General features: G+C 70.8%; 17 protein-coding genes. 2 read left to right on the top strand and 15 right to left on the bottom strand.

All coding sequences use genetic code 11. From position 1 onward, the window contains the following. The first annotated feature begins 11 nt into the window (after nt 1-11). Nucleotides 12-713, top strand: a complete 702-nt coding sequence (locus ACTIGN_RS26960) for a class I SAM-dependent methyltransferase (protein WP_439629709.1) — start codon at nt 12-14, stop codon at nt 711-713. A 65-nt stretch (nt 714-778) separates the two neighbouring features. On the opposite strand, the gene ACTIGN_RS26965 is transcribed toward ACTIGN_RS26960, so the two are convergent. The 13 genes from ACTIGN_RS26965 to ACTIGN_RS27025 form a co-directional block, all read right to left on the bottom strand. Then, complete coding sequence (locus ACTIGN_RS26965) at nt 779-1,915, bottom strand: class I SAM-dependent methyltransferase (RefSeq protein WP_439629711.1); 1,137 nt, start codon at nt 1,913-1,915, stop codon at nt 779-781. A 25-nt stretch (nt 1,916-1,940) separates the two neighbouring features. Continuing rightward, nucleotides 1,941-3,752, bottom strand: coding sequence for a TIGR04372 family glycosyltransferase (locus ACTIGN_RS26970; RefSeq protein ID WP_439629713.1), 1,812 nt, complete (start codon nt 3,750-3,752; stop codon nt 1,941-1,943). Nucleotides 3,753-3,793: 41 nt separating this feature from the next. Next, complete coding sequence (locus ACTIGN_RS26975; protein ID WP_439629715.1) at nt 3,794-4,564, bottom strand: phytanoyl-CoA dioxygenase family protein; 771 nt, start codon at nt 4,562-4,564, stop codon at nt 3,794-3,796. Between the two features lie 72 nt (nt 4,565-4,636). Beyond that, a complete protein-coding gene (locus ACTIGN_RS26980) occupies nt 4,637-5,899 on the bottom strand; it encodes a class I SAM-dependent methyltransferase (RefSeq protein WP_439629717.1) in 1,263 nt (420 codons plus the stop codon). A 22-nt stretch (nt 5,900-5,921) separates the two neighbouring features. Then, nucleotides 5,922-6,671: an SDR family NAD(P)-dependent oxidoreductase gene (locus ACTIGN_RS26985; protein ID WP_439629719.1), complete on the bottom strand. Its 750-nt coding sequence runs from the start codon at nt 6,669-6,671 to the stop codon at nt 5,922-5,924. Beyond that, a complete protein-coding gene (locus tag ACTIGN_RS26990; RefSeq protein ID WP_439629721.1) occupies nt 6,668-7,204 on the bottom strand; it encodes a WbuC family cupin fold metalloprotein in 537 nt (178 codons plus the stop codon). The genes ACTIGN_RS26985 and ACTIGN_RS26990 overlap by 4 nt, the downstream gene beginning before the upstream one ends. Beyond that, nucleotides 7,201-8,412 carry a class I SAM-dependent methyltransferase gene (locus ACTIGN_RS26995; RefSeq protein WP_439629723.1) on the bottom strand — a complete coding sequence of 404 codons (1,212 nt, stop codon included), beginning with the start codon at nt 8,410-8,412 and terminating at the stop codon, nt 7,201-7,203. Before ACTIGN_RS26995 ends, ACTIGN_RS26990 begins: the two co-directional genes overlap by 4 nt. 8 nt (nt 8,413-8,420) lie before the next feature. Beyond that, a complete protein-coding gene (locus tag ACTIGN_RS27000; RefSeq protein ID WP_439629725.1) occupies nt 8,421-9,410 on the bottom strand; it encodes a GDP-mannose 4,6-dehydratase in 990 nt (329 codons plus the stop codon). Continuing rightward, complete coding sequence (locus tag ACTIGN_RS27005) at nt 9,407-10,414, bottom strand: aminoglycoside phosphotransferase family protein (RefSeq protein WP_439629727.1); 1,008 nt, start codon at nt 10,412-10,414, stop codon at nt 9,407-9,409. The genes ACTIGN_RS27000 and ACTIGN_RS27005 overlap by 4 nt, the downstream gene beginning before the upstream one ends. Next, nucleotides 10,411-11,025, bottom strand: a complete 615-nt coding sequence (locus ACTIGN_RS27010; RefSeq protein ID WP_439629729.1) for a haloacid dehalogenase-like hydrolase — start codon at nt 11,023-11,025, stop codon at nt 10,411-10,413. Before ACTIGN_RS27010 ends, ACTIGN_RS27005 begins: the two co-directional genes overlap by 4 nt. Before the next feature lie 3 nt (nt 11,026-11,028). Next, nucleotides 11,029-12,066, bottom strand: coding sequence for a zinc-binding dehydrogenase (locus tag ACTIGN_RS27015; RefSeq protein ID WP_439629731.1), 1,038 nt, complete (start codon nt 12,064-12,066; stop codon nt 11,029-11,031). 453 nt (nt 12,067-12,519) lie between these two features. Further along, nucleotides 12,520-13,824 carry a hypothetical protein gene (locus tag ACTIGN_RS27020; RefSeq protein ID WP_439629733.1) on the bottom strand — a complete coding sequence of 435 codons (1,305 nt, stop codon included), beginning with the start codon at nt 13,822-13,824 and terminating at the stop codon, nt 12,520-12,522. 148 nt (nt 13,825-13,972) lie between these two features. After that, complete coding sequence (locus tag ACTIGN_RS27025) at nt 13,973-15,868, bottom strand: M28 family peptidase (RefSeq protein ID WP_439629735.1); 1,896 nt, start codon at nt 15,866-15,868, stop codon at nt 13,973-13,975. Between the two features lie 200 nt (nt 15,869-16,068). Here ACTIGN_RS27025 and ACTIGN_RS27030 point away from each other — a divergent pair, with 200 nt between their 5' ends. Next, nucleotides 16,069-16,467, top strand: coding sequence for a hypothetical protein (locus ACTIGN_RS27030; protein ID WP_439629737.1), 399 nt, complete (start codon nt 16,069-16,071; stop codon nt 16,465-16,467). Between the two features lie 11 nt (nt 16,468-16,478). Here the strand turns inward: ACTIGN_RS27030 and ACTIGN_RS27035 are convergent, their stop codons facing one another. Continuing rightward, on the bottom strand, nt 16,479-18,356 hold the full coding sequence (locus tag ACTIGN_RS27035) for a tetratricopeptide repeat protein (RefSeq protein ID WP_439629739.1): 1,878 nt from the start codon (nt 18,354-18,356) through the stop codon (nt 16,479-16,481). Between the two features lie 234 nt (nt 18,357-18,590). After that, nucleotides 18,591-19,904, bottom strand: coding sequence for a 3-phosphoshikimate 1-carboxyvinyltransferase (gene aroA, locus ACTIGN_RS27040; RefSeq protein WP_439629741.1), 1,314 nt, complete (start codon nt 19,902-19,904; stop codon nt 18,591-18,593). Nucleotides 19,905-19,924 lie beyond the last annotated feature (20 nt).

Consider the following 19,924-nt stretch of genomic DNA (forward strand, 5'->3'; position numbering starts at 1 on the left):
GGAGCCCCGAAATGGACACCCGCGCCCCCGCCGCGCACCCGCGGACCCGCGAGCCGCAGTACCAGTTTGAAGTGGACATGGCGCTGAGCGACGGGATCGCCCGGCTCGGCATCATGAGCAACCAGCGGTGGCGCGACGACCCCCGCGGCCTGCTGTTCGTGCTGGCCCGCTACAAGTTCGTGGCGAAGATGCTGAGCGGGAAGGGCCGCGTCGTCGAGGTCGGGTGCGCCGACGCCTTCGGCACGCGGCTCGTGCAGCAGGAGGTGCGGTCCGTCACGGCGACCGACTTCGACCCGGTGTTCCTCGCCGACGCCCGCGAGCGGATGGCGACCGACGGCTGGGAGTGCGACACGCTCGTCCACGACATCCTGAGCGGCCCCGTGCCGCCGGGCGGGTTCGACGCCGCGTACTCGCTCGACGTGTTCGAGCACATCGTCCCCGAGCAAGAAGACACCTTTGTGCGGAACATCGCCAGGTCGCTGACGCGCACGGGCGCGGCGGTGATCGGCTCGCCGTCGCTCCAGTCGCAGGCCTACGCCTCCGAGGGCAGCAAGGCCGGGCACGTGAACTGCAAGGACGGGAAGGAGTACCGCCGCGTGATGGAGCGGCACTTCGAGAACGTGTTCCTGTTCTCCATGAACGACGAAGTGGTCCACACCGGCTTCACGCCGATGGCCCACTACCTGTTCGCGCTGTGCTGCGGCCCGAAGTGACGGCTTCAATGCACAAGAAGCCCGCGGGCACCGGCCCGCGGGCTTCTTCGTTTGCGGTCCGCCGATCACCGCTTCTCGAACGACAGGTACAGCGTCTCGCGGCCGAAGAGCGTGCCAAAGTGCGGCAACTCGGCGACGGCTTCGGGAGTCAGGACCGGGGCGGCGAAGGCGTCGAGGAACTCGTCGATCGCCGCGGAGCACGTCGCCGGCATGTCGCCGATGCCGATCATCACGCGCCTCACGGCCGTCTCCAGTTCGTCCCAGTCGGCCTCACCGGCCTCGCACCGGCGGAGCGTCCCGGCGACCGCCAGCGTCGCCGCTTCGAGTTGCCGGTTGCGGCCCGCGTCGCGCGCCGGCAGCACGGTGCGGTGGTCGAGGAAGTTGTGCAACTCGGAGTGGTACTGCTCCCGCAGGTGCCGGTTGAAGTCGCGCTTCTCCCCGCACAGCCCCTTGAACCACCGCCAGTCGGCCGCGAACCGCGGGCTGGTGCCGAGCGCGTCGAACCCGCCGCCGAGGTCGTCGAGCACCATCGGCACGGTGAGGATCACGCCGAGGTACGCCGGGTTCAGCATGTTGTCGTGGACCCAGTCGGTCACGTTCCGGGTCATCCCGCCGACCGTTCGCAGGTGCGGCCCGAACGCGCGGCTCAGGACCGCGGTGCGGTCCGCAAATGAGTCGCCGGCCGATACCAGCCGGCTGCACAGTGCGCGGCGCAGGAGGTTCGGCAGCACGCCGACCGGCGACACGGCCGTCACCACCAGCAGCCCGCCGTCGGCGACGAGGGTGCCGAGCTTGCGGAGCAGGCCGCGCTCGTGGTCCGAGTCACCGAGCCAGTTCTCGCAGATCACGAGGTCGAACGGCTCGTCGGGCTCGAACTCCTCCAGGCGGCACGCGACGACCTGGGGCTGGACCACCCCGGCGGCGCTGTCGTAGACCGCGGCGATGTCGCGCTGGCCGGCCGGGTTCGGCTCCACGAGCGTCAGGCTGGCGGGTTGCTGCGCCGCGAGGTACAGGCTGTTCTGCCCGGTGCCGGGCGCGACCTCCAGCACCCGCGACCCGCGGACCGCGAGCGGGGTGACGCCGAGCGTGCGGTACAGCGACGCGCGGCGCTCGAAGTGCAACCGCGGGTCGGCGACGTCGTACCGGACCGGGTTGATCCCGTGCCGCGTGTAGTACTCGAGGTGACCGGTGAGGCTCGGCATTGTGCTCCCTCTCAGGGTGAATGACTCAGGCCACCTTCGCCGCGCCCCGCCGCGGGGCGGGGACGTACCCGGGCCGCATCAGGCACACCGCGTCGGACACGCGGCCCTCGGGCAGCGAGTACCCGATGTAGTCGGTCATCGCGTGCGCCAGCGGGTGCGTGGTCTGGGCCGGGTTCGCGAACCGCAGCATCAGGTTGCGGAAGGTCGTCTGGGCCGGGGTGTCGTAGCGGTCCGAGTTCTCGAGCCCGGCGAGCATCTCCTCGGTGGCCGCGAGGATCTCGTCGGCCGAGCAGTCCTCGAGCGCGATCCCGGCGTCGGTGAAGTGCGAGGTGCGGTCGAACAGGTGGCACCCGCGGGTGAGCAGCTCTTCGAGGCCGAGGTCGCCGCCGGCGTTGCGGTACCGCTTGAACGCGAACACCTCCTCGACCTCCGGGAGCATCGTGTGGTGGTACACCGCGTTCACGACGAGGTTCGGCTTGCCCATCGCCCGCGCCACCGAGCACGGCCCCGACTGGCAACTGATCATGAACTTGCAGCGGGCCAGGAAGAACGGGTCGAGCGCGTGGTCGTAGTGCGCGAGCGTGGGCAACTCGACGACGCCGGGCACCTCGTCGCGGATGCTCGCCATGTCCTTGTCGCCGATCCGCACGACGTTGTAGCCCAGGTCGATCAGCCGCCGCACCGCGGGGACGTAGTTCCGGATGTTCACGTTGCGGAACGACTGCACCTGGAGCTTGTGGTAGCCGTGGGCGCGGGCGTGCAGCACGACGACCGGCCGCGACAGGTCGAGCTTGTTCTTGCGGCACGCCCACTGCGCGCGGTCGACGATCTTCGGCGGCAGCTCGACGTACCGGCGGCCGCCGCTCATCGGGTGCCTCGGGTCGCGGCGGGCGTGGTACGCCAGGCGGTTCAGCGACCAGTAGTTGTGGCACAGGAACGTGACGCGCCCGGCGGTGATCTCGCCGAGGTGCTGCCACGGGAACAGGCTCAGGTCGCCCGGTAGCACGCCGGTCTGGTCGAGGTACTGCTGCATCACCGCGAGCATCTGCGCCGACGCCCGCGAGTACGAGAGGATGTCCGGGTGGAGCACGACGAGGTGATCGAATCGGTGCCGGAACAGGTTGTAGAAGTGGAACGGGTCGAGGACCGCGTGGCCGAGCGCGTGGTGGTACGCGCCGAACAGGACGCCGACGGTGTCGCGGCCGGGAATGTTGGTGAGGTAGCGGTCGGTGCGGTCGATGAGGATGCGGGCCAGGTACTCGGTCGCGTCCTCGGTCTTGCGCACCTTGCACTGAACGGCCATCGCCCGGCGGGCCTGCGCCACCTCACCGCGGATGCCGTGGACCTGCGCCAGGTTCGCGAGGTAGTTGAACCCGCGGGCGTAGCTCGGCCGCAGTTCGGCGCACCGGGTCAGGTCGGCGATCGTCTCGCGCTGGTTGCCCCGCCAGATGTGCGCCATCGACCTCATGCCGTAGCACTTCGCGGCCCGCGGGTGCTCGGGGTTCGCGTCGATGTGCCGGGTCATGAGCGCCTCGGCCCGGTCGAACTTCTGCCGGCCGACGTCCCACTCGGCGAGCGCGACCGCGGCCTCGAGGTTCCGCTCCAGTGCCTGCCGCGGGACGCCGCTCGACCGGCACAGCCGCACGAACCGGGTAACGCGGATCTTGCCGCGGAGGAGCAGAACGGCGTGCGCCGCGAGTGCGGTGCGGACCGCGACCTGCCGCAACCGCCGGAGGGCCGGGCGCGACGGCCGCAGTGCGCCGAGCGCGACGCACAGGTTGGCCCACGCAAAGAGCAGGGCGAGGTGCGAGCCGGAAACGAGCTTGTGTAGGAACATCGGTCCCGGCCTCCGTTCCGGGTCGCGGGCGCGGGCCGGGTTCAGGCGAGGGCGAGTTCGCCGCGGAGCGCGGCCGCACGGGCGACGGCCTCGGCGCGGTCGAACAGCACGGTCAACTCGATGCTCACCCGGCAGGTGTTGCCGCGGTTCACGACGCCGCCGTGCAGTAACTCGTCGTGGAACATCACCATTCCCCCGGCCGCGAGCGGGAGCAGTTCGGTCTCGATGGCGTCGGGGTCCTCGTCGAACACCGGCTTCGAGACGCCGTCCTTGGTCTCGAAGTGGTGCTTCCACTCCTGGCGGTGCGACGCGGGCTTCACGCACAGCCCGTTCGCGCCGGGCTCGGTGTGGACCGCGACCCAGATCTTGAACCGGTCGAACCCGGCCGGCATCGACCCGTACCCGTAGCCCGCGTCCCAGAACCACTTGTCGGCGTGGATCGGCCCGACGTCGCCCGGCTGGTTCGGCCGCACGAGCCGCCAGTTCAGCTCGCCGTGGCTGATGGCCGCCGACGCCCCGAACTGCGCCTGGACGCGGCGGAAGAAGCCCATGCGGGCGAAGTCGGTGACGTACTTCGGGTCGAGCAGCCGCGCCGCCTTGGGCCACGACTTCCCGTGCTCGAACGTGGTCGGCAGCGTGTGGTACCGGGCGATGCCGCGCTCGCGGGCGATGGGCACGAGGTCGTGCTGGAGCGCGCCGATCCGGTCGAGGTACTGGGCGGTGATGAGCCCGCGGACGAAGTCGAGTTCCGCCGGCGCGAGCTCCTCCAGGCAGAACCCCGGGCCGTCGTTGATCTCGTCGAAGATGACCATGTGCGCTTCCTTGCTGGCGGGTGCGGTGCGACAAGCTACCGCGCCGCGCCCGACGGGTTCAAGCCGGACCGGTCAGACGACCTGCACCTGCGGCAGCGGGACGACGAACCGGCCCCCGGCCTCGGTGAACTTGCGGTGCTTCGCGGTGATCGGCGCGGCGTACTGCCACGCGAGCACCGCGACCACGTCGGCCTCTCGCTCGTAGATCGCGTCCGACGGGTGGACCGGCACGTGGTGCCCGGGGCTGAACGTGTGCTGCTTCACTTGGTTGTCGTCCACCAAGAAATCGAGGAGGTCGGCGAGGTCGAACTGGTCGATGAGCGTCGTGACGGTGGGGGACGCGCCGTACCCCGCGACCACCTTGCCGGTCGCCCGGCAGCGGTCGAGGAGCGCGCCGAACTGATCCTTCGCGGTCTCGATGCGGCGGGCGTAGGCGCGGAACGTCTCGGTGCTGTGGAGCCGCGTCAGCGTTTCCCACTCAATCAAGCGCGCGACCTCGGGCGAGACCGGCCGAGGGCCGCCGGCGAGTTGCACGGTGCCGCGGAGCGAGCCGCCCTTGGTGGGGATGCGGCGGGCGTCGACGAGTTGGAGCCCGTGCCGCGCGAAGAACGCCTTCAGCGACCGCACCGAGTGGTAGCACAGGTGCTCGTGGTACACCGTGTCGAACAGCATCTTCTGGACGATGTCGAGGAGGTACGACACCTCGAACGTGAACAGCCCGTCGCGGTCGAGCAGCAGGCGGACGCCGTCGGCCATCGCCGGGAGTTGGTCGGAGTGCGCGAACACGTTGTTCGCGGTCACGAGCTTCGCCGGGCCGTGCTCGTCGCGGACGCGGGCCGCCACGTCGGGGGTGAAGTATTCGGGCACGGTCGGCACGCCCTCGGCCGTCGCCCGTGCCGCGATCTCGACCGCGGGGTCGACGCCCACGACCCGGCACCCGCGCTCGGCGAACGCCTTCAGCAGCGAGCCGTCGTTGCTGCCGATGTCGGCGACCAGCGCACCGGCCGCGAGCCCGGCCTGCCCCGCGATCTCGGCCGCGTACTTGCGGAAGTGCTCGACCAGCCCGAGCGACGAGGTGGTCGAATAGGTGTACTGGCGGAACAGGAGGTCCGGGTTCACCACGTCCTCGATCTGGACGTTGCCGCACCCGCCGCACAGGTGCAGCGAGAGCGCGAACCGCTGCTGCGGCTGCCGGGTGGTGAGGTAGTCGTTCCCCACCGCCGAGTGCGCGAGCGGCAGCGCGAGTGAGAGGTCGCCGGACCCGCAGAGCAGGCAGTGGGTCGCCTTGTAGTGCGTCGCGGGGGCGGCGGTGCGCGGGGCGGTGGTCGTCGTCATGACGGTTCTCGTGGGTGGTGACTTACGCGATCCCCGCGACCTCACGGGCGAGCGCGTCCTGCATCATCAGTGACAGCCCGCCGTCAACGACGAGTTCCTGGCCGGTGATGAACGCGGCGTCCGGCCCGCACAGGAACGCGACGGCCCTCGCGACCTCTTTCGCGGTGCCCATGCGACCCAGCGGCGTGGCCCTCGCGTACACGGCCTGCAACTCGGGGTGCCCGGCGTAGAACGCGGCCGACTCGGACTTCACGAACGCCGACGGCGCAACCACGTTCACGCGGACGCCCTGGGGGCCGTACTTCACCGCGTAGTACCGGGCCATCTGCCGAAGCGCGGCCTTCGACGTGTGGTAGCCGAGCGACTGGTTCCGCGCGACGAGCGAACCCGCGTTCGACGTCACGACGCACACCGAGCGGTCCCCGTCGGCCGCGAGGTGCGGCACGAGCCCTTCGAGGAGCGTCTTGGTCGCGGTCATCGCGACGGCCAGTTCGCCGGCCCAGGTGTCGCCGGTGCCGCGGTAGCGCTGGAGGAACACGAGGCTCGATAGCTGGCCGCGGCGCTCGACCTGCTGCCGCAGCGCCGCGAGCAGCGCCTCGGGGTCTTCGGCAGTGCCCGCGAAGCCCTCGACCTCGCCGCCCGGGACCGTGGGGAACTCGCCCGGGGTGCGGCCGACGGCGGTGACGTACTGACCCGTAGTCGCGAGCAGCACGGCCAGCTCGCGGCCGACGCCCTTTGTGCCGCCGATGATGATGGAGTGCTTCCGCGTCACGCCACGGCCCCCGCGGGGTGGCCGATTGTCGTGCGGAGCGCGGCGAGGTACTCGTCCGCTGCGGGCTCGCCCTCGGCGGGCGACCACGGCGCGAACTCCGAGCCGGCGGGGTCGAACGGGCCGCTCGTCGTCTCGTGGAACAGGACGTGCGGGGTGGTCACCAGGACCGTGTGGTACGTCGGTTCCGCCAGCCGGTAGAAGAAGGTGCGCCCCGACGGGTACGGCCCCATGCGGATCACGTCGCGGACGGTGCCGCCGTCGTCGAACAGGACGACATCGAGTTCGCCCTCGATGACGTGGAACGACTCGGACTTTCCCGAGTGCCGGTGCGGGCGGATGTATGTGCCCCGTGCGAGGCAGATGAGCATCTCGTGCAGCGGGTCGGTCGCGGCCGGGTGCGCGCACAACCTTGCGCGCTTCCGCTCGCTGCTGGTTCCGCGGCGCACGACCTCGGCCGCGTCGGCTGCGGTCACGCGCACCACGCCGGTGGTCGCGACGAGCACCTCGTTGCTGAGGACCCGCACGCCCGTCATGCCGGCACCCCCGCGAGGCGCTCGGAGCGTTCCAGGGCGTAGGGGCTGTCCGGGAACACCGACGCGAGCACGCCGCCGCCCGCGGTGAACGCACCGTTCCTGGCCGCGACCGCGTCCTCGATCTCCGGCCGGACGGTCATCAGGCACAGGTCGATGCCGCGGGTGAGCAGTTCGGAGGTGGGTCGGACCGGGAGCCGCGAGCCGGGCATGAACAGGCCGTGCTTGTGCGGGTTGTCGTCGGCGACGAACTCGATCTGCCCCGCAAGGCCGTAGAGGTTGACGAACGCACCGGTGAGGTGCCCGGCCCCGAGCATGGCGACGCGGCCGCGGCCGCACAGGAGACGGCGGGTCCGGGAGCGGACGCGCTGGAACTCACTCACGAACCGGTCGGCGCGGGCCATGCCGGCCACGTCGTTCGCGACCGTGCGGTGCTGGGCGTCGCCGGCGCGGGCGATCACCACGAGCGAGTTCTCGAGCGTGTACGGGTAGGTCTCCAGCGCCACCACGTCGAACCCGGCGCGGCCGACGCACGCCCGCAGCGACACCGGCGTGAAGTACAGCGTGTGCTCCTCCCACACGGTCGTGTAGTCGAGCCGCTCCAGGGCGCGGACCGTGTCCGGCACCTCGAACACGACGTACCCGCCCGGTTCGACGAGTTCCGCGGCCCAGGCGAGTGCGGCCTGGGTGTCGTGCGTGTGTTCGAGGACGTGCCGGACGAGCAGCACGTCGGGCCGGCCGAACTTCGCCGCGAGCCGCTTCGCCCCTTCCGGCCGCATCACGGCCTGGACCGATTCGACGCCCGCGAACGGTGCGGCGATCCCCAGGTCGGTGCGGACGTCCGGCCGCCAGGTGTTTGCGAACCCGAGGCGGTTGAGCCGGGCGAGGGTCGAGTCGTCCTTGTACGTCAGTCCGGCGAAGGTCGAGTTCGGGGTGACGCCGGGGAGCCGAGTCAGCGTGCGGACGAGATCGTCGAGGTGGCGCTCGGGTTCGTTGTAACTCACCCACTCGAAGAGCGGCCGCAACTCATCGACCGGCGGCGGAGCGGTGAGTTGAACGACCCCGCACGAGCCGCAGTAGCCGATGCTCAGCGGGTGCGTGTACTCCACCTCGTCGGCACTCCGCAGGAAGCGGTTCCGCACGGCCTGCGGGCCGAAGTCGAGGTGCTCGCGGACGCCGATGCGGCCGCAGACGCGGCACGGGTGCCTCATGGTGTTCCTCACGCGGCGTGCTTGTACTGCAGGGACTCGTTCCGGATCTCGGCCCAGTACTCGTTCACCCAGGCCACGACCTCGGCGAGCCCCTCGGCGAGCGGCACGGTTGGTGCCCAGCCGAGCTCGGTGCGGGCCTTGGTCGAGTCGATGACGTACGCGGCGTCCTGGCCGGGCCGCTCCTCGACGGTGCGGGTCGCGTCCTCGAACCGCTTCCCGAGCCGCTCGCACATGAGCCGAACGACCTCGCGGACCTCGACCCCCGCGTCCGGCGACAGGTTGTAGATCTGCCCCACGCGGCCGCGCTCGAGGATCAGCTTTTCGCCGCGGGACACGTCGCGGATGTGGACGTACGACTTCACGGCGCGGCCGCCGCCGTGCAGTTCGATCGGCGTGCCGAGCTTCGTGTAGATCGCCGAACGCGGGATGATCTTGAACAACTGCTGCCGCGCGCCGTACACGTTCGTCGCCCGCACGGTGAGGAGGGGGAACCCGAACTGCTTCGCGTAGGTGTTGAGCAGAAAGTCGGCGGCCGCTTTGCTCGCGGCGTAGGGGGTGCTCGGGTTCAGCGGCGCGTCCTCGGTCACGCGGCCGACGCAGGTGCCGTAGGCCTCCGGCGACGAGACGTGCAGGTAGCGCTTCAGGTACGTCTGCTTCCGCAGGTGGTTCACGAGCTTCGCCAGCGCGACGGTGTTCGTCTGGAACCAGTGCTCGGGGTGGTCCCAACTCGGGGCCACCTCGCTCTGGGCGGCGAAGTTCACGACCGCCTCGGGCCGCTCGCGGTCGAGCAGGGCGAGGAGGTCGCCCGCGTCGCGGTTCAGGTCGAGCCGGTGGTACTGGTACCGGGCGAGGTTCGGCCGCGTGCGGTACTTCAGGAACAGCGGCCCGCGCTCGGGCGAGCGGCTGACGCCGACCACCGAGTACGCCGGGTCGTCGAGGAGCAGGTCCACGAAGTCCTGGCCCGAGAACGAGTTCGCCCCGAGGACGACGACTTTCATGCTGCGGCCCCCTGAACCTGAAGGTGGCGGAGTGCGGCCCGTGCCGCGTCGAGCTGGGCGGCCCGCCGGGCCGCGGAGTCCTCGGTGGGCAGGGCGAACGTGCGGCGGCTGCCGTCGGTCGGGAGGAACTCGTTGAGCCGGATGCACACCCACTTGAGCCGGTACACGGGCAGCAGCGCCCGGACCCGGGCAAGCACCGAGGCGGGCTTCTGGAAGTACACCGAGACGGCGTGCGCGAACGCCTCGAAGTACCGCTCGGGAACGGGCACCGCGGGCTGGCAGAAGAAGTCGCACACGAGCTTCGCGGGGTCGTCCCATCCCGCGTACTCGAAGTCGAGGAACCGCACCCGGCCGTCGGTCCCGATCAGGGCGTTGTGGAACCCGAAGTCGGACGGCGACACGCACCGCTCGGTCGGCTCCAGCGGGCGGCCGACCGACGCGGGGCCGCCCACCGCGGCCCGCACCTCGCGCCACGCCGGGAGGAGTTCCTCGCGGACGAACGCGGCCGCGACCGGGTCGGCGACGCCCGCGAGCCGGTCGACGCGGCGGGCGACGGTGCCGAGGTGCTCGGCCACGCTGAAGCACGCCTCCGACGCGACCCGCAGCCGGGCCCCGAGCGGCCGCCACCGTGCCGCGTTCAGGGCCTCCACAAAGTCCGTTGCCTGCGCCACGATATCGTCGGTCACGTCGGCCGCGGTCGGCCGCCGCCCGGCCAGCAGCTCGTACAGCGCTAGTCCCGCGTCCGGCAGGGCCGACAGCGGCTCGGGGGTGCGGTTGGCCCCGCACCCGGCCGCGAACCGCGCGAACGCCCACTCGGCCCCGAGGCGGTCGCGGGGGTCGTCGGGGTGGCGGAAGTAGGACTTGAGAACGGCATCGCCGTTCTGGGCCTCGACGCGGTACACGCGGTTGTTCTTCCCGCCGGCGAGCGGCACCAGCGCCCGCACCGCGCCCAGGCCGGCGTTGCGGACGATGCGCCTGACGGAATCGGTGACGGGGTCTGTCACGCGGCCACCTCCCGGGCGACGAGCAGCGCGCCGGCGCAGGCGTGCCACGAGGTCACGCGGGTGACGCTCCGGCTCGCACCGTGCGCGTTCGCGGGGTCGAACAGCACCTTCCGCACGCGGGCCGGGAACGCGGCCTCCGCGAGCACCTCGGGCAGGTCGTCCACGAACGCGGCGCACCGGAGCGCCCCGACGCGGGCGAGCTTCTCGGCGAGCGTGGGTTCGAGGTACACGCGGTCGCGCGACAGGCCGAGGTCGAAGAACCCGTGCGCCTCGAGGAAGTGCAGGGCTGCGGCGTGCAGGTCGTGCTTCTCGCCGCGGTACGGGTGCCGCGTCTTGTGGCTGACGACCGCGACCTGCGCCCCGGCGTCCCAGCACAGCCCGAGGAACTCGCGGACGCCCGGCCACGGCTCGGCGTCCGCGATCCGCGGGCCGTACGCGACGCCCTGGAGCTCGGTCCAGTCGTCCTCGCGGCCGCTCGTCCGCATGTGGTCGCGGACCGCCTGCTTCGTCGCGGGCAGCGCCGCCGGCACGAGGCCGCGCTCGACCGCGAGGCGGTGGAACAGCCGGTCGTAGCGGACGATCGTGTTGTCGAAGTCGAGGCCGATCAGCATGGTTCACCCCGCGACCTTGATGAGCGGCCGGGCGCACAGGCCGTGTTCGAGGTCGTTCAGCGCCGCGTTGACGTCCGCCAGTGCGTAGGTCCGCGACAGGAGCGGTTCGAGGTTCAGCTTCCCGGCGGCGATGAGCTTGCAGTACCGCGGGAAGTCGCGGTCCGGGTTGTTGTCCCCGCCCCAGGTGCCGAGGAGCCGCTTGCCCTGGTTGAGTTCGCGGGGGTCGATCTCGAGCGTCTGCCCGTGCCTCGCGTTCCCCACCACGACGGCGGTGCCGCCCTGCGGCCGCACGCACGCGAGCGCCTGCTGCATGACGGCCGGGTTGCCGGTCGCCTCGACGGCGAAGTCGGCCCCGCCGGGGCACAGCGCCCGGATTTGCTGAACCGGGTCGCCGGTGCGGGCGCTGATCGTGTGCGTCGCGCCGAGTTGCTTCGCCAGGCCGAGCTTGTCTGGGTTCACGTCGACCCCAATGACAGGAACGCACCCGGCCAGCGCGGCGGCCGCGATCGCGCACGAGCCGATGCCGCCGGCCCCGAACACCACGAGGCTCTCCCCCGGCCGCGGGTTGGCGGTGTTGAAGATGACGCCCGCCCCCGTCGGCACGGCGCAGCCGACGAGCGCGGCGAGCCGCATGTCCATGCCGTTGGGGACGACGGTGAGGCGGTTCTCGCTGATGACGGTGTGGGTGGCGAAGGTGGTGATGCCGCCGGCGTTCACCGGGCGGCCGCTCCAGTCGTAGACGGTGCTGTTGACGTCGGCCCCGCTGCCCTTGATCCACGACAGGATCACGCGGTCGCCGGGCCTCACCTTCGCGACGCCGGCTCCGACCTCGCGGACCGTGCCGCTGCCCTCGTGGCCGAGGCAGTGCGGGCAGTACCGGTCCTCGCCGCGGTGCCCGCGGGCCTCCAGAACCTGCGTGTGGCACACGCCGCAGAACGCGACTTCGACGAGAACCTGGCCGGGCTTGAGAGCGGGGATTTCGAGGTCGGCGAGTTCGAGCGGCCGGCCGGGCGCAACGAGGACGGCGGCGGTCGTCTTCATGGTGTGGTCCGTCCGTGGACTCTGTGGTGAAGGCAGATTTCACCACACGCCGGAACCGGGTTCAACCCCAACTTCGACGCGGCGCTCTCACCAGACGGGCCGCGATTCTGGACCCGTGCGTTGTCGCGGACCTGGGGTCGATCGCACCGCTCTCATTGATTCCGGACGACATGCACACCCATGTCCGGAATCAAACCGAAACCAATAACCCGTCCCGAAGAAAGATCGTTCAACGGATTGCCGGGGCCCGATCTCAATTCAGCTACAAGACTTGGGGCGCAAGACTCACTCGCGGGTGTGCCCGTGTCCCCGATTCACGCAGTTGCTCGATCGAATTCCTCGGCCTCAGTCGGGCCGCCACGGAGGGCGGCCCGACTGAGGCGAACGACTCAACAGGGCAGTCCGGCCCCACCGAGGCCGGGTCCAGATCGGATCGGAGCACTGCCCCTGGGGTCAGTGTTGCGCGCCGGTCCGGCGGCCGCGGACGCTGTGCGGGAACAGCGCTTCTTGGAGCAGGTTCCCGGCCGCGTCGAACGGCAGCGGCCGCGGGCCGCCCAGAACCTCGATGTGCGGCAGGCCGCGGACCTCGGCGACGAGCGGGGCCGACGCCCACAGTTCGACCACCTCCAGCGTGTTCGGGATCAGGGCGAACTTCGCGTTCGGGATGTCCGGCTGCCAGCACGTGTCGAGGCACGCCTCGATCACCTCGCGGTCCGTCTCGAACCCGATCGGGAGCTTGCTCCGCCACAGCGACCGGGCGGTCAGGTTGTTCATGCGGAACGCGCCCTGGTCGATGCCGGTGAGTGCCCGGTTCGTGGTCAGGTCGGCGATGCCGATGCCGGTCGCGTTCCCGTGGCTCTCGGGGGACACGTCGAGCACGCCGATGCGGGTGATTCGCGGGTCGTTGGTCTCGACCTCGGGCGACGCCTCGATGAGCATCCGGCCGACGACGTTCGGGTCCATCCCGGCCCCGGAGTAGTTCTTCCCGCACTCGCCGATGATGAGCACGTCGAGCGCCTTGAACGGCATCCGGCCGAGGAGCCCGCGGGCCACGACGAGCAGCTCCGGCTCCCGGTCCCACAGGTCGTCGCGGTCCACGACCTCGAGCTTCGCCGTTTCTTCCTTGGCGTTCTCCAGGATCGCGAGCCCGCCGATGAACGGGGTCTTCTCCAGGATGACGCGGCCGGCGGCGGGGATCATGTCGCGGAGCCCGCGGGGGCCGAAGCTGTGGACCTGGTCGGCCCCGTGCCGCTTGCCGAACCCGATGACCAGCATCTTGAGGATGCCGCTCTCGAAGTTGCCGCGGAAGTCGGTGTGCGGCTTCACCCGCGACACGGTCACCACGGCGTCGGCCGCCAGAGCGTTCTTGTCCCAGTACACGGGCTGGCCGACGGTGTTGGTGCCGATCACGACCGCGTCCATGTCGGTGAGCACGGGCACGCCGAGGTGCGCCTCGTCGATGTCGTAGCTCGCGAGCAGCTCGCGCTGGCCGGCCGGCGTGGCCCCGCCGTGCGAGCCCATCGCGGAGACGACGAACGGCACCGCCCCGAGTTCCTTGAGCGCGTCGATCGTGGCCTTCGCGATGGTGAGGTAGTTCTTGATGCCGCGGCTGCCGCACCCGACGGCGACCCGCATACCCGGCTTGATGCGCTTGGCGGTTTTGGAGGTGAGCCACTGGTTGCGGACCTCGCCGGCGACGTCGGCGACGGTCGGCTGTTGGGCGGTCTGGCGGACGAGCTGAACGTGCGGGATGTCCACGGGAACCTCGGAGAAGGGGTTTACCCGCAGATTACGCAGAAGACGCAGATTTCAAAGACAGGACCGGAAGCGGATTTCCTACGTCCTTTGTCTTCAAATCTGCGTCTTCTGCGTAATCTGCGGATAACTCTGTCTTCTCGGTTCGCCGTCACTCCGGGGTGACCTTCAGCGTCACCCGCTTCTCCTTCCGCAGCACCACGATGTCGGTGGCGGTGCCGGCCTTGGTGCCGCTCATCGCGGTCATGTACCCGCCGACGTTCTTCACCGGCTTGCCGCCGATCTCGACGATCACGTCGCCCTCTTTCAGGCCGCCCTTGTCGCCGGGGCCGCCGGCGTTCACGCCCTCGAGCCGCATCCCCTCGCCCTCGTAGTTGTAGTCCGGCAGCACGCTCAGCTTCGGGCCGGCCGGGCGGGCGCTGCGGGTCTCGGTCGGGTCGCTCCACGGGTCCTTCGTGGCGAAGTACTTGGGCCGGTCGCGGGTCGCCAACTCGGCCGCGAGGTATTCGACGAGGTCCGCGACCTTCTTCATCCCCGGCACGTTGATCTTCTCCGGCACGTCGGTCGGCCGGTGGTACTCGCCGTGCGTGCCGGTGTAGAGGAACAGCACCGGCACCTTCTTGCGGTAGAACGAGTCGTGGTCGCTCGGGCCGCTGCCGGCCGCGAGCTTCGTGAGCCGGAAGTCGCCGGTCCTGGCGTTGCCCGCGTCCACCAGCTTCTCGAACCCGTCGCCGGTGCCGGTGCCGTACACGATGAGCCGGTCCTTCTTCTCGGCGACCCCGAGCCAGTCGGTGGGCACCGGCTTGGTGCGGCCGATCATGTCCATGTTGATCATCGCGGCGGTGGTGTCGAGCGGGAACAGCGGGTTCTTGCAGTAGAACTGCGACCCGAACAGGCCGCGCTCCTCGGCGCTGAACGCGATGAACACGAGCCGCCGGCCCTGCCGGTCCTTCACCGCGCCGAACCGCCGGGCCAGCTCGATCAGCCCCGTGGTGCCGCTCGCGTTGTCGTCGGCCCCGTAGTGCACCTTCCCGTTGCCGGCCGCGCCGCCGAGGCTCCCGAACTGGCCGTACCCGATGTGGTCGTAGTGCGCGCCGATCACCACCGTCTCTTCGGCCAGCGGGCCGTGCCCGTCGAGCACGCCGACGATGTTCTTGCACTTGAACTCGGTCTTCACGACCGACACTTCCGCGTCGGCCTTCCACCCCTTGATGTCGAACGACCGCGGCTTCAGGTCCTTGTCGATGAGCGCCTCGATGTCGGCCACGGTGCGGACCGGGCCGGTCGCGATCAGCGGGTCGAGCACCTCGCGCTTGACGAACATGACGGGGAAGGGGGCCGGCTCGGTGCCCATCGCGTGGTTGAGGAACTGCGGGAGCGGGTCGCGGGGGCCGGCGGCCGTGGTGTCGTTCACCATGATGATGCCGGCCGCCTTGTGCGCGACCGCGTTCTCGATCTTCGCCGCGAACGGTGCGAACTCGCTCTCGTCGGCGCTCGGCGCGGTGGTGTCGAACCGCTTCTCGCCTTTTTCGCCGTACCGCGGGATGCGCCGCAGCATCACGACGATCTTCCCGGCGACCTCGACCCCCTCATAGTCGTCGTACTTGAGCTTCGGGGCCGTAACGCCGTAGCCGACGAACACGAGGCCGGCGCTGGCCTTCGACGTGGGGCTGAACCCCATCGGGTTGAAGTCGGTGCCGAGCTTAAGTTCCTTCGCGTCGCCGGCCGGGCCGGTGAGGACGAGCTTGGTCGGCTTGTCGAGCTTCACGCCGGCGGTGATGGTGAACGGCTGGAAGTACGAGCCGTCCTTCATCGCGGGCCGCAGCCCGGCGTCCTTGAACGCCGCGACGACGTAGTCGGCGGCCCTCTCGATGCCCTTGGTTTCGACGCCGCGGCCCTCGCACTCGGGACCGGCGAGGAAGAAGACGTCCTTCCGCATCCGCTCGAGGACGGGGTCGTCGAACGGCATCTGGGCGGGTGCGGGGTGTGCGCTGAGAACGAGCAGTAACCCGGCCAGAACGGCCGGGGCGTGGTGTCGCAGGGACATTGCGGGTGCATCCTCGGGGGCGGAAACGTGGCGTCGCGTCGGGAGAGGTGTCATTATGCCACGCCGCCGGAACGCCCGACAAGCCCCGACCCCGCGAAGGCGCTATCGCGCGACAAACTGATCGGGCACTCTTGGAACGGCCCGGGACGTGGTGCTATCCTTGCGGTCCACCCCCGCCCCCACCTCGCCCCGGTGACGCCGTGCCGTCGTTCGCCTGCCCGTTCTGCGCCGCTCCCACGCACCTCCCCGTCGGCTGGCCGCACCCGGGGTTCACCTGCGGCGTGTGCCACCGGCCCGTCGCGTTCCCGCCCGGCGGCTTCCTCCTCACGCTCGCCAGGTCGGCCGAGGCGTCGGACCCGCACTTCATCCCCGTGGACCGCGGCGACCCGTGGCGGTGGACGCCGTGGCTCGTGTTCCTGCTCGGTGCGGCCGCGATGGGGTCCGTCGTCGCGTACCTGCTGACCTGGGACGATCTGTGGCTGCTGGCGGTCGGCGCGCCGGCGCTCGGGCTGATCGCGCTCACCGCGCTGCGGTGGATTCTGGCGAGCGGCCGCGAACCGGTGCCGCTCGAAGACGAACCCGACGCAACGGGGCCGTAGCGGGGGCCGGATTACAGGTCGAGCGGGCGCGACGGGAGCGGGGCGTCCGGGAAGAGCTGGCGGAACACGCCCTCCCAGCGGGTTGGGTCGTGGCGGACCGCTTCGCCCAGCGCCGCCTTGCCGCGGAACGTGTCGCCCTGCGCCAGCAGGAGGACGGCGTGGGCGGTGTCGGCGTTCGGGTCGAGCGGGTTCAGCGCGATCGACTCGCGGGCCGCGTCGGCCGCGTCGTCGGTCCGCTTCTTGACGAGGTACGCGACCGCGAGGTGCAGGAGGACGGTCGAGTTGTCCGGGGCCAGGAACCGGGCCTCCTCGAACCGGTCGATCGCGGCGTCGAGGTTGCCGACCGCCTGGAGCAGGTTCCCGAGGTCGAAGTGGGCCTCGGGGTTCTCCGGGTCCAGCTCGACGACCTGCTTCAACTCGGTGATCGCGCCGGCGACGTTCCCGGCCTCCCGGAGCGCGATGCCGAGGTTCGAGTGGACCTTCGGGTCGGCCGGGTCGATGTCGATGGCCACGCGGTACGCGGCGATCGCGCCGGGGAGGTCGCCGGTGTCGTGGAGCGCGACCCCGAGGTTCGCGTAGGCCGGGGCGAAGTTCGGGTTCAGCCGCAGCGCCTCGTGGTACGCCTCGATGGCGGCCGGCAGGTCGCCCTTGTCCTGGAGCGCGCTGGCGAGGGTGCAGTACGCGAGGGCGTGCCCGTGGGCGGCCTCCTCGGCGCGGGCCGCGGACACGGCCGACTCGGTGGCCGCGAGCCGCGCCCGCTCCTCGACACTGGACCGGTACGCGGCGACGGCCTCGGCCACGACCTTCCCGGTGCCGGGCCGGTCGGCGGCCTCGGGGCTCAGGCACCGCTTCGACAGTGCGATCAGTTCGGGGTCGGCCCCGGACGCTTCGAGCCGCTCGTACGCGCTGTCCAGGTTCCCCTCGACTGCCAGCCCGAGGACCGCCTGCCCGTTCGGCCCGGTGTACGGCGGCTTCCCGGTGAGGATGGTGCAGAGGACCCCGCCCAGGGTGAACACGTCGGCCCGGGCGTCCACGCTGTCCCAGTCCCCGCGGGCCTGCTCGGGGGGCATGAACGACGACGTGCCCTTGGCCCGGCCGATGCGGGTCGAGCCGGTCGTGGGCGTGGGCGGGCCGCCCTTGCGGGTCATGTCCAGGGGCAACTCGTCGGGCAGGTCGCGGCGGACCCCGCGCACCTCGCGGGCCAGCCCCCAGTCCATCACCTGAACCTCGCCGAACGCGCCGACCATGACGTTGAGCGGCTTCAGGTCGCGGTGGATGATCCCGAGGCTGTGCGCGTACCCGACCGTCTGGCAGATCTGCTCGAAGACGCCGACGAGCCGGGGCAGGTCGTGCGCCCGGTCGCGGTTCTCGATCTCCTCCTGGAGCGTGCGGCCCCGGATCAGCTTCATGACGAGGAACGGCCGGCCGTCGGGCAGGGTGCCGAGGGCGTGGATCGGCGGCACCCCGGGGTGCTGGAGCCGGGCGGTGATCTTGGCCTCGCGGGTGAACTGAGCGACGAGTTCGAACCGGGAGGCCATGCCCGGCAGCAGCGTCTTGATGGCGACCTCGCGCTCGAGGACCAGGTCGCGGGCGCTGTACACGACCCCCATGCCGCCGCGGGCGAGTTCGGCGACGATGTCGTACCCGGGGATGATCGGCGGTTGCTCGGCCCGGCTGAGGACGTCGAGCGGGCCGGGGTGCCCGGTCTTCAGCGCGACGTCGAACGCGGCCGCACCGAGGCGGTCGCGGCCGGCGAGCGTCCCGTCCATCTCGGCCTCGGACGGCGTGTGCGCCGGCGATAGCGGGACCGCCAACCGGCGGAGGTCCGGGTGCGTCGGCGGGTCGACGTGGCTGTGCGGCGCGTCGCTCGTGTGTTCGTCGGACGGCATCGAACGGTCCTTGGGACCAGTGGTCAGAAGACCAGACGACAGAGGGGCCGGTGTCGAAGCGGCCCCGGGTCCGCTCCTGTCCTCTACCCTTCTGGGTTCTGTCCTCTGGTCCTTAACGGGCGAGCAGCAGCATCATCCCATCCGTTGTGCGGGCGTGCAACCCGCCGCGGCCAGACGGCGGTGATTGCGCCCGGGTGCGGCGGGAGCGGTGCGCGGCGGTGCCGGGTGTGCCGGTCACGCGGGCGGGCGGTGCAGCGCGTCGAGGTCGCCCCAGAACCCGGGGTACGTCTTCGCGACGCAGCCCGGGTTGCGGATTACGACCCCCGGCACCTTCAGCCCGACGAGTGCGAGGCTCATCGCCATGCGGTGGTCGCTGTAGGTATCGACCGCACACCCCTTGAGCGGCCCTGGCGCGATCGTCAGCCCGTCGTCACGCTCCTCGACGGCCGCCCCGAGCTTGCGGAGTTCGGTGGCGAGCGCCGCGATGCGGTCCGTCTCCTTGTGGCGGATGTGGCCGACGTTGCGGATCGTGGTCGGCCCCTCGGCGAAGCACGCGACCGCACCGAGCGTCATCACGGTGTCGCTGATGTCGTTCATATCGACATCGACGCCGCGAAGCGCGCCGCCCTGGACCGCAATGCCGGCAGCGGTCTCCTCGACGCGGCACCCCATTTGTTCGAGAACCTCAACGAACCGCACGTCGCCCTGGAGACTCTTGCGGGTCAACCCGGAGACCATAACGCGCCCGCCGGTAATTGCCGCCGCCGCCCAGAAGTACGACGCGGCCGAGGCGTCGGGTTCGATGGCGTACGCGCCGCAGAAGTGCCGCCCCTGGTTCGGCGGGAACCGGTAGCGGTGCCCCGGCCCGACCTCGACGCGGTAGCCGAACTGCTCGATCATCCGCAGCGTCATCGCGACGTAGGGCTCGGACACGAGCGGCCCGACGATCTCGATCACGGTCTCGACCGGCGTGAACGGGCCGACCATCAGCAGGCCGCTGAGGAACTGGCTGCTCCGGTCGCCGCGAATCCGGGCCGTCCCGCCCATCCGCCCGGTCGCGTTCACCACCACCGGCGGGCACTCGTTGTTCTGCTCGCTCTGCGCGTCCACCCCGAGTTGCCGCATCCCGTCGAGCAACTCCTCGATCGGCCGCTCGCGCATCCGCGGCACGCCGTCGAGCCGATACCGGCCCTTCAGCGTTCCGAGCGCAGCAGTAAGGAACCGGACCGTGGTGCCCGAGTTGCCGACGAACAGGTCCGCGGCCGGTTGCGCGTGTCCGAGTTGCTCGGGCCGCCAGATGTAGACGGTGTCGGGGTCTTGGTCGTGAACCTCAACACTCACGCCGAGAGCCCGGAGGGCGTCGATCATCACCGCCGTGTCTTCACTGTGCAACGCCCCGCGAAGCTCGCAGGAGTTGGTTCCCCCAAGGGCCGCCAGCACGAGCGCCCGGTTCGTGATGCTCTTGCTGCCGGGGACTCGAACGGTCAGCGACGGGACCGCGGCGAGCGGGGCGACGGCGAGTTCAGGCGGGTAGGTGTGTTCGGACATGAATCGAGTCTTTGGCGAGC

The organism is Gemmata sp., from assembly GCF_051859125.1.
Classification (GTDB): Bacteria; Planctomycetota; Planctomycetia; order Gemmatales; family Gemmataceae; genus Gemmata.

Excerpts from the sequence above, each read along its gene's own strand:
- ACTIGN_RS26975 (WP_439629715.1), bottom strand. The coding sequence starts at position 4,564 with ATGGTCATCTTCGACGAGATCAACGACGGCCCGGGGTTCTGCCTGGAG.
- ACTIGN_RS26980 (WP_439629717.1), bottom strand. The coding sequence starts at position 5,899 with ATGACGACGACCACCGCCCCGCGCACCGCCGCCCCCGCGACGCACTAC.
- ACTIGN_RS27035 (WP_439629739.1), bottom strand. The coding sequence starts at position 18,356 with ATGCCGTCCGACGAACACACGAGCGACGCGCCGCACAGCCACGTCGAC.
- ACTIGN_RS26960 (WP_439629709.1), top strand. The coding sequence starts at position 12 with ATGGACACCCGCGCCCCCGCCGCGCACCCGCGGACCCGCGAGCCGCAG.
- aroA (WP_439629741.1), bottom strand. The coding sequence starts at position 19,904 with ATGTCCGAACACACCTACCCGCCTGAACTCGCCGTCGCCCCGCTCGCC.
- ACTIGN_RS27000 (WP_439629725.1), bottom strand. The coding sequence starts at position 9,410 with ATGAAAGTCGTCGTCCTCGGGGCGAACTCGTTCTCGGGCCAGGACTTC.
- ACTIGN_RS26965 (WP_439629711.1), bottom strand. The coding sequence starts at position 1,915 with ATGCCGAGCCTCACCGGTCACCTCGAGTACTACACGCGGCACGGGATC.
- ACTIGN_RS27010 (WP_439629729.1), bottom strand. The coding sequence starts at position 11,025 with ATGCTGATCGGCCTCGACTTCGACAACACGATCGTCCGCTACGACCGG.
- ACTIGN_RS26990 (WP_439629721.1), bottom strand. The coding sequence starts at position 7,204 with ATGACGGGCGTGCGGGTCCTCAGCAACGAGGTGCTCGTCGCGACCACC.
- ACTIGN_RS27025 (WP_439629735.1), bottom strand. The coding sequence starts at position 15,868 with ATGTCCCTGCGACACCACGCCCCGGCCGTTCTGGCCGGGTTACTGCTC.
- ACTIGN_RS26995 (WP_439629723.1), bottom strand. The coding sequence starts at position 8,412 with ATGAGGCACCCGTGCCGCGTCTGCGGCCGCATCGGCGTCCGCGAGCAC.
- ACTIGN_RS27015 (WP_439629731.1), bottom strand. The coding sequence starts at position 12,066 with ATGAAGACGACCGCCGCCGTCCTCGTTGCGCCCGGCCGGCCGCTCGAA.
- ACTIGN_RS26970 (WP_439629713.1), bottom strand. The coding sequence starts at position 3,752 with ATGTTCCTACACAAGCTCGTTTCCGGCTCGCACCTCGCCCTGCTCTTT.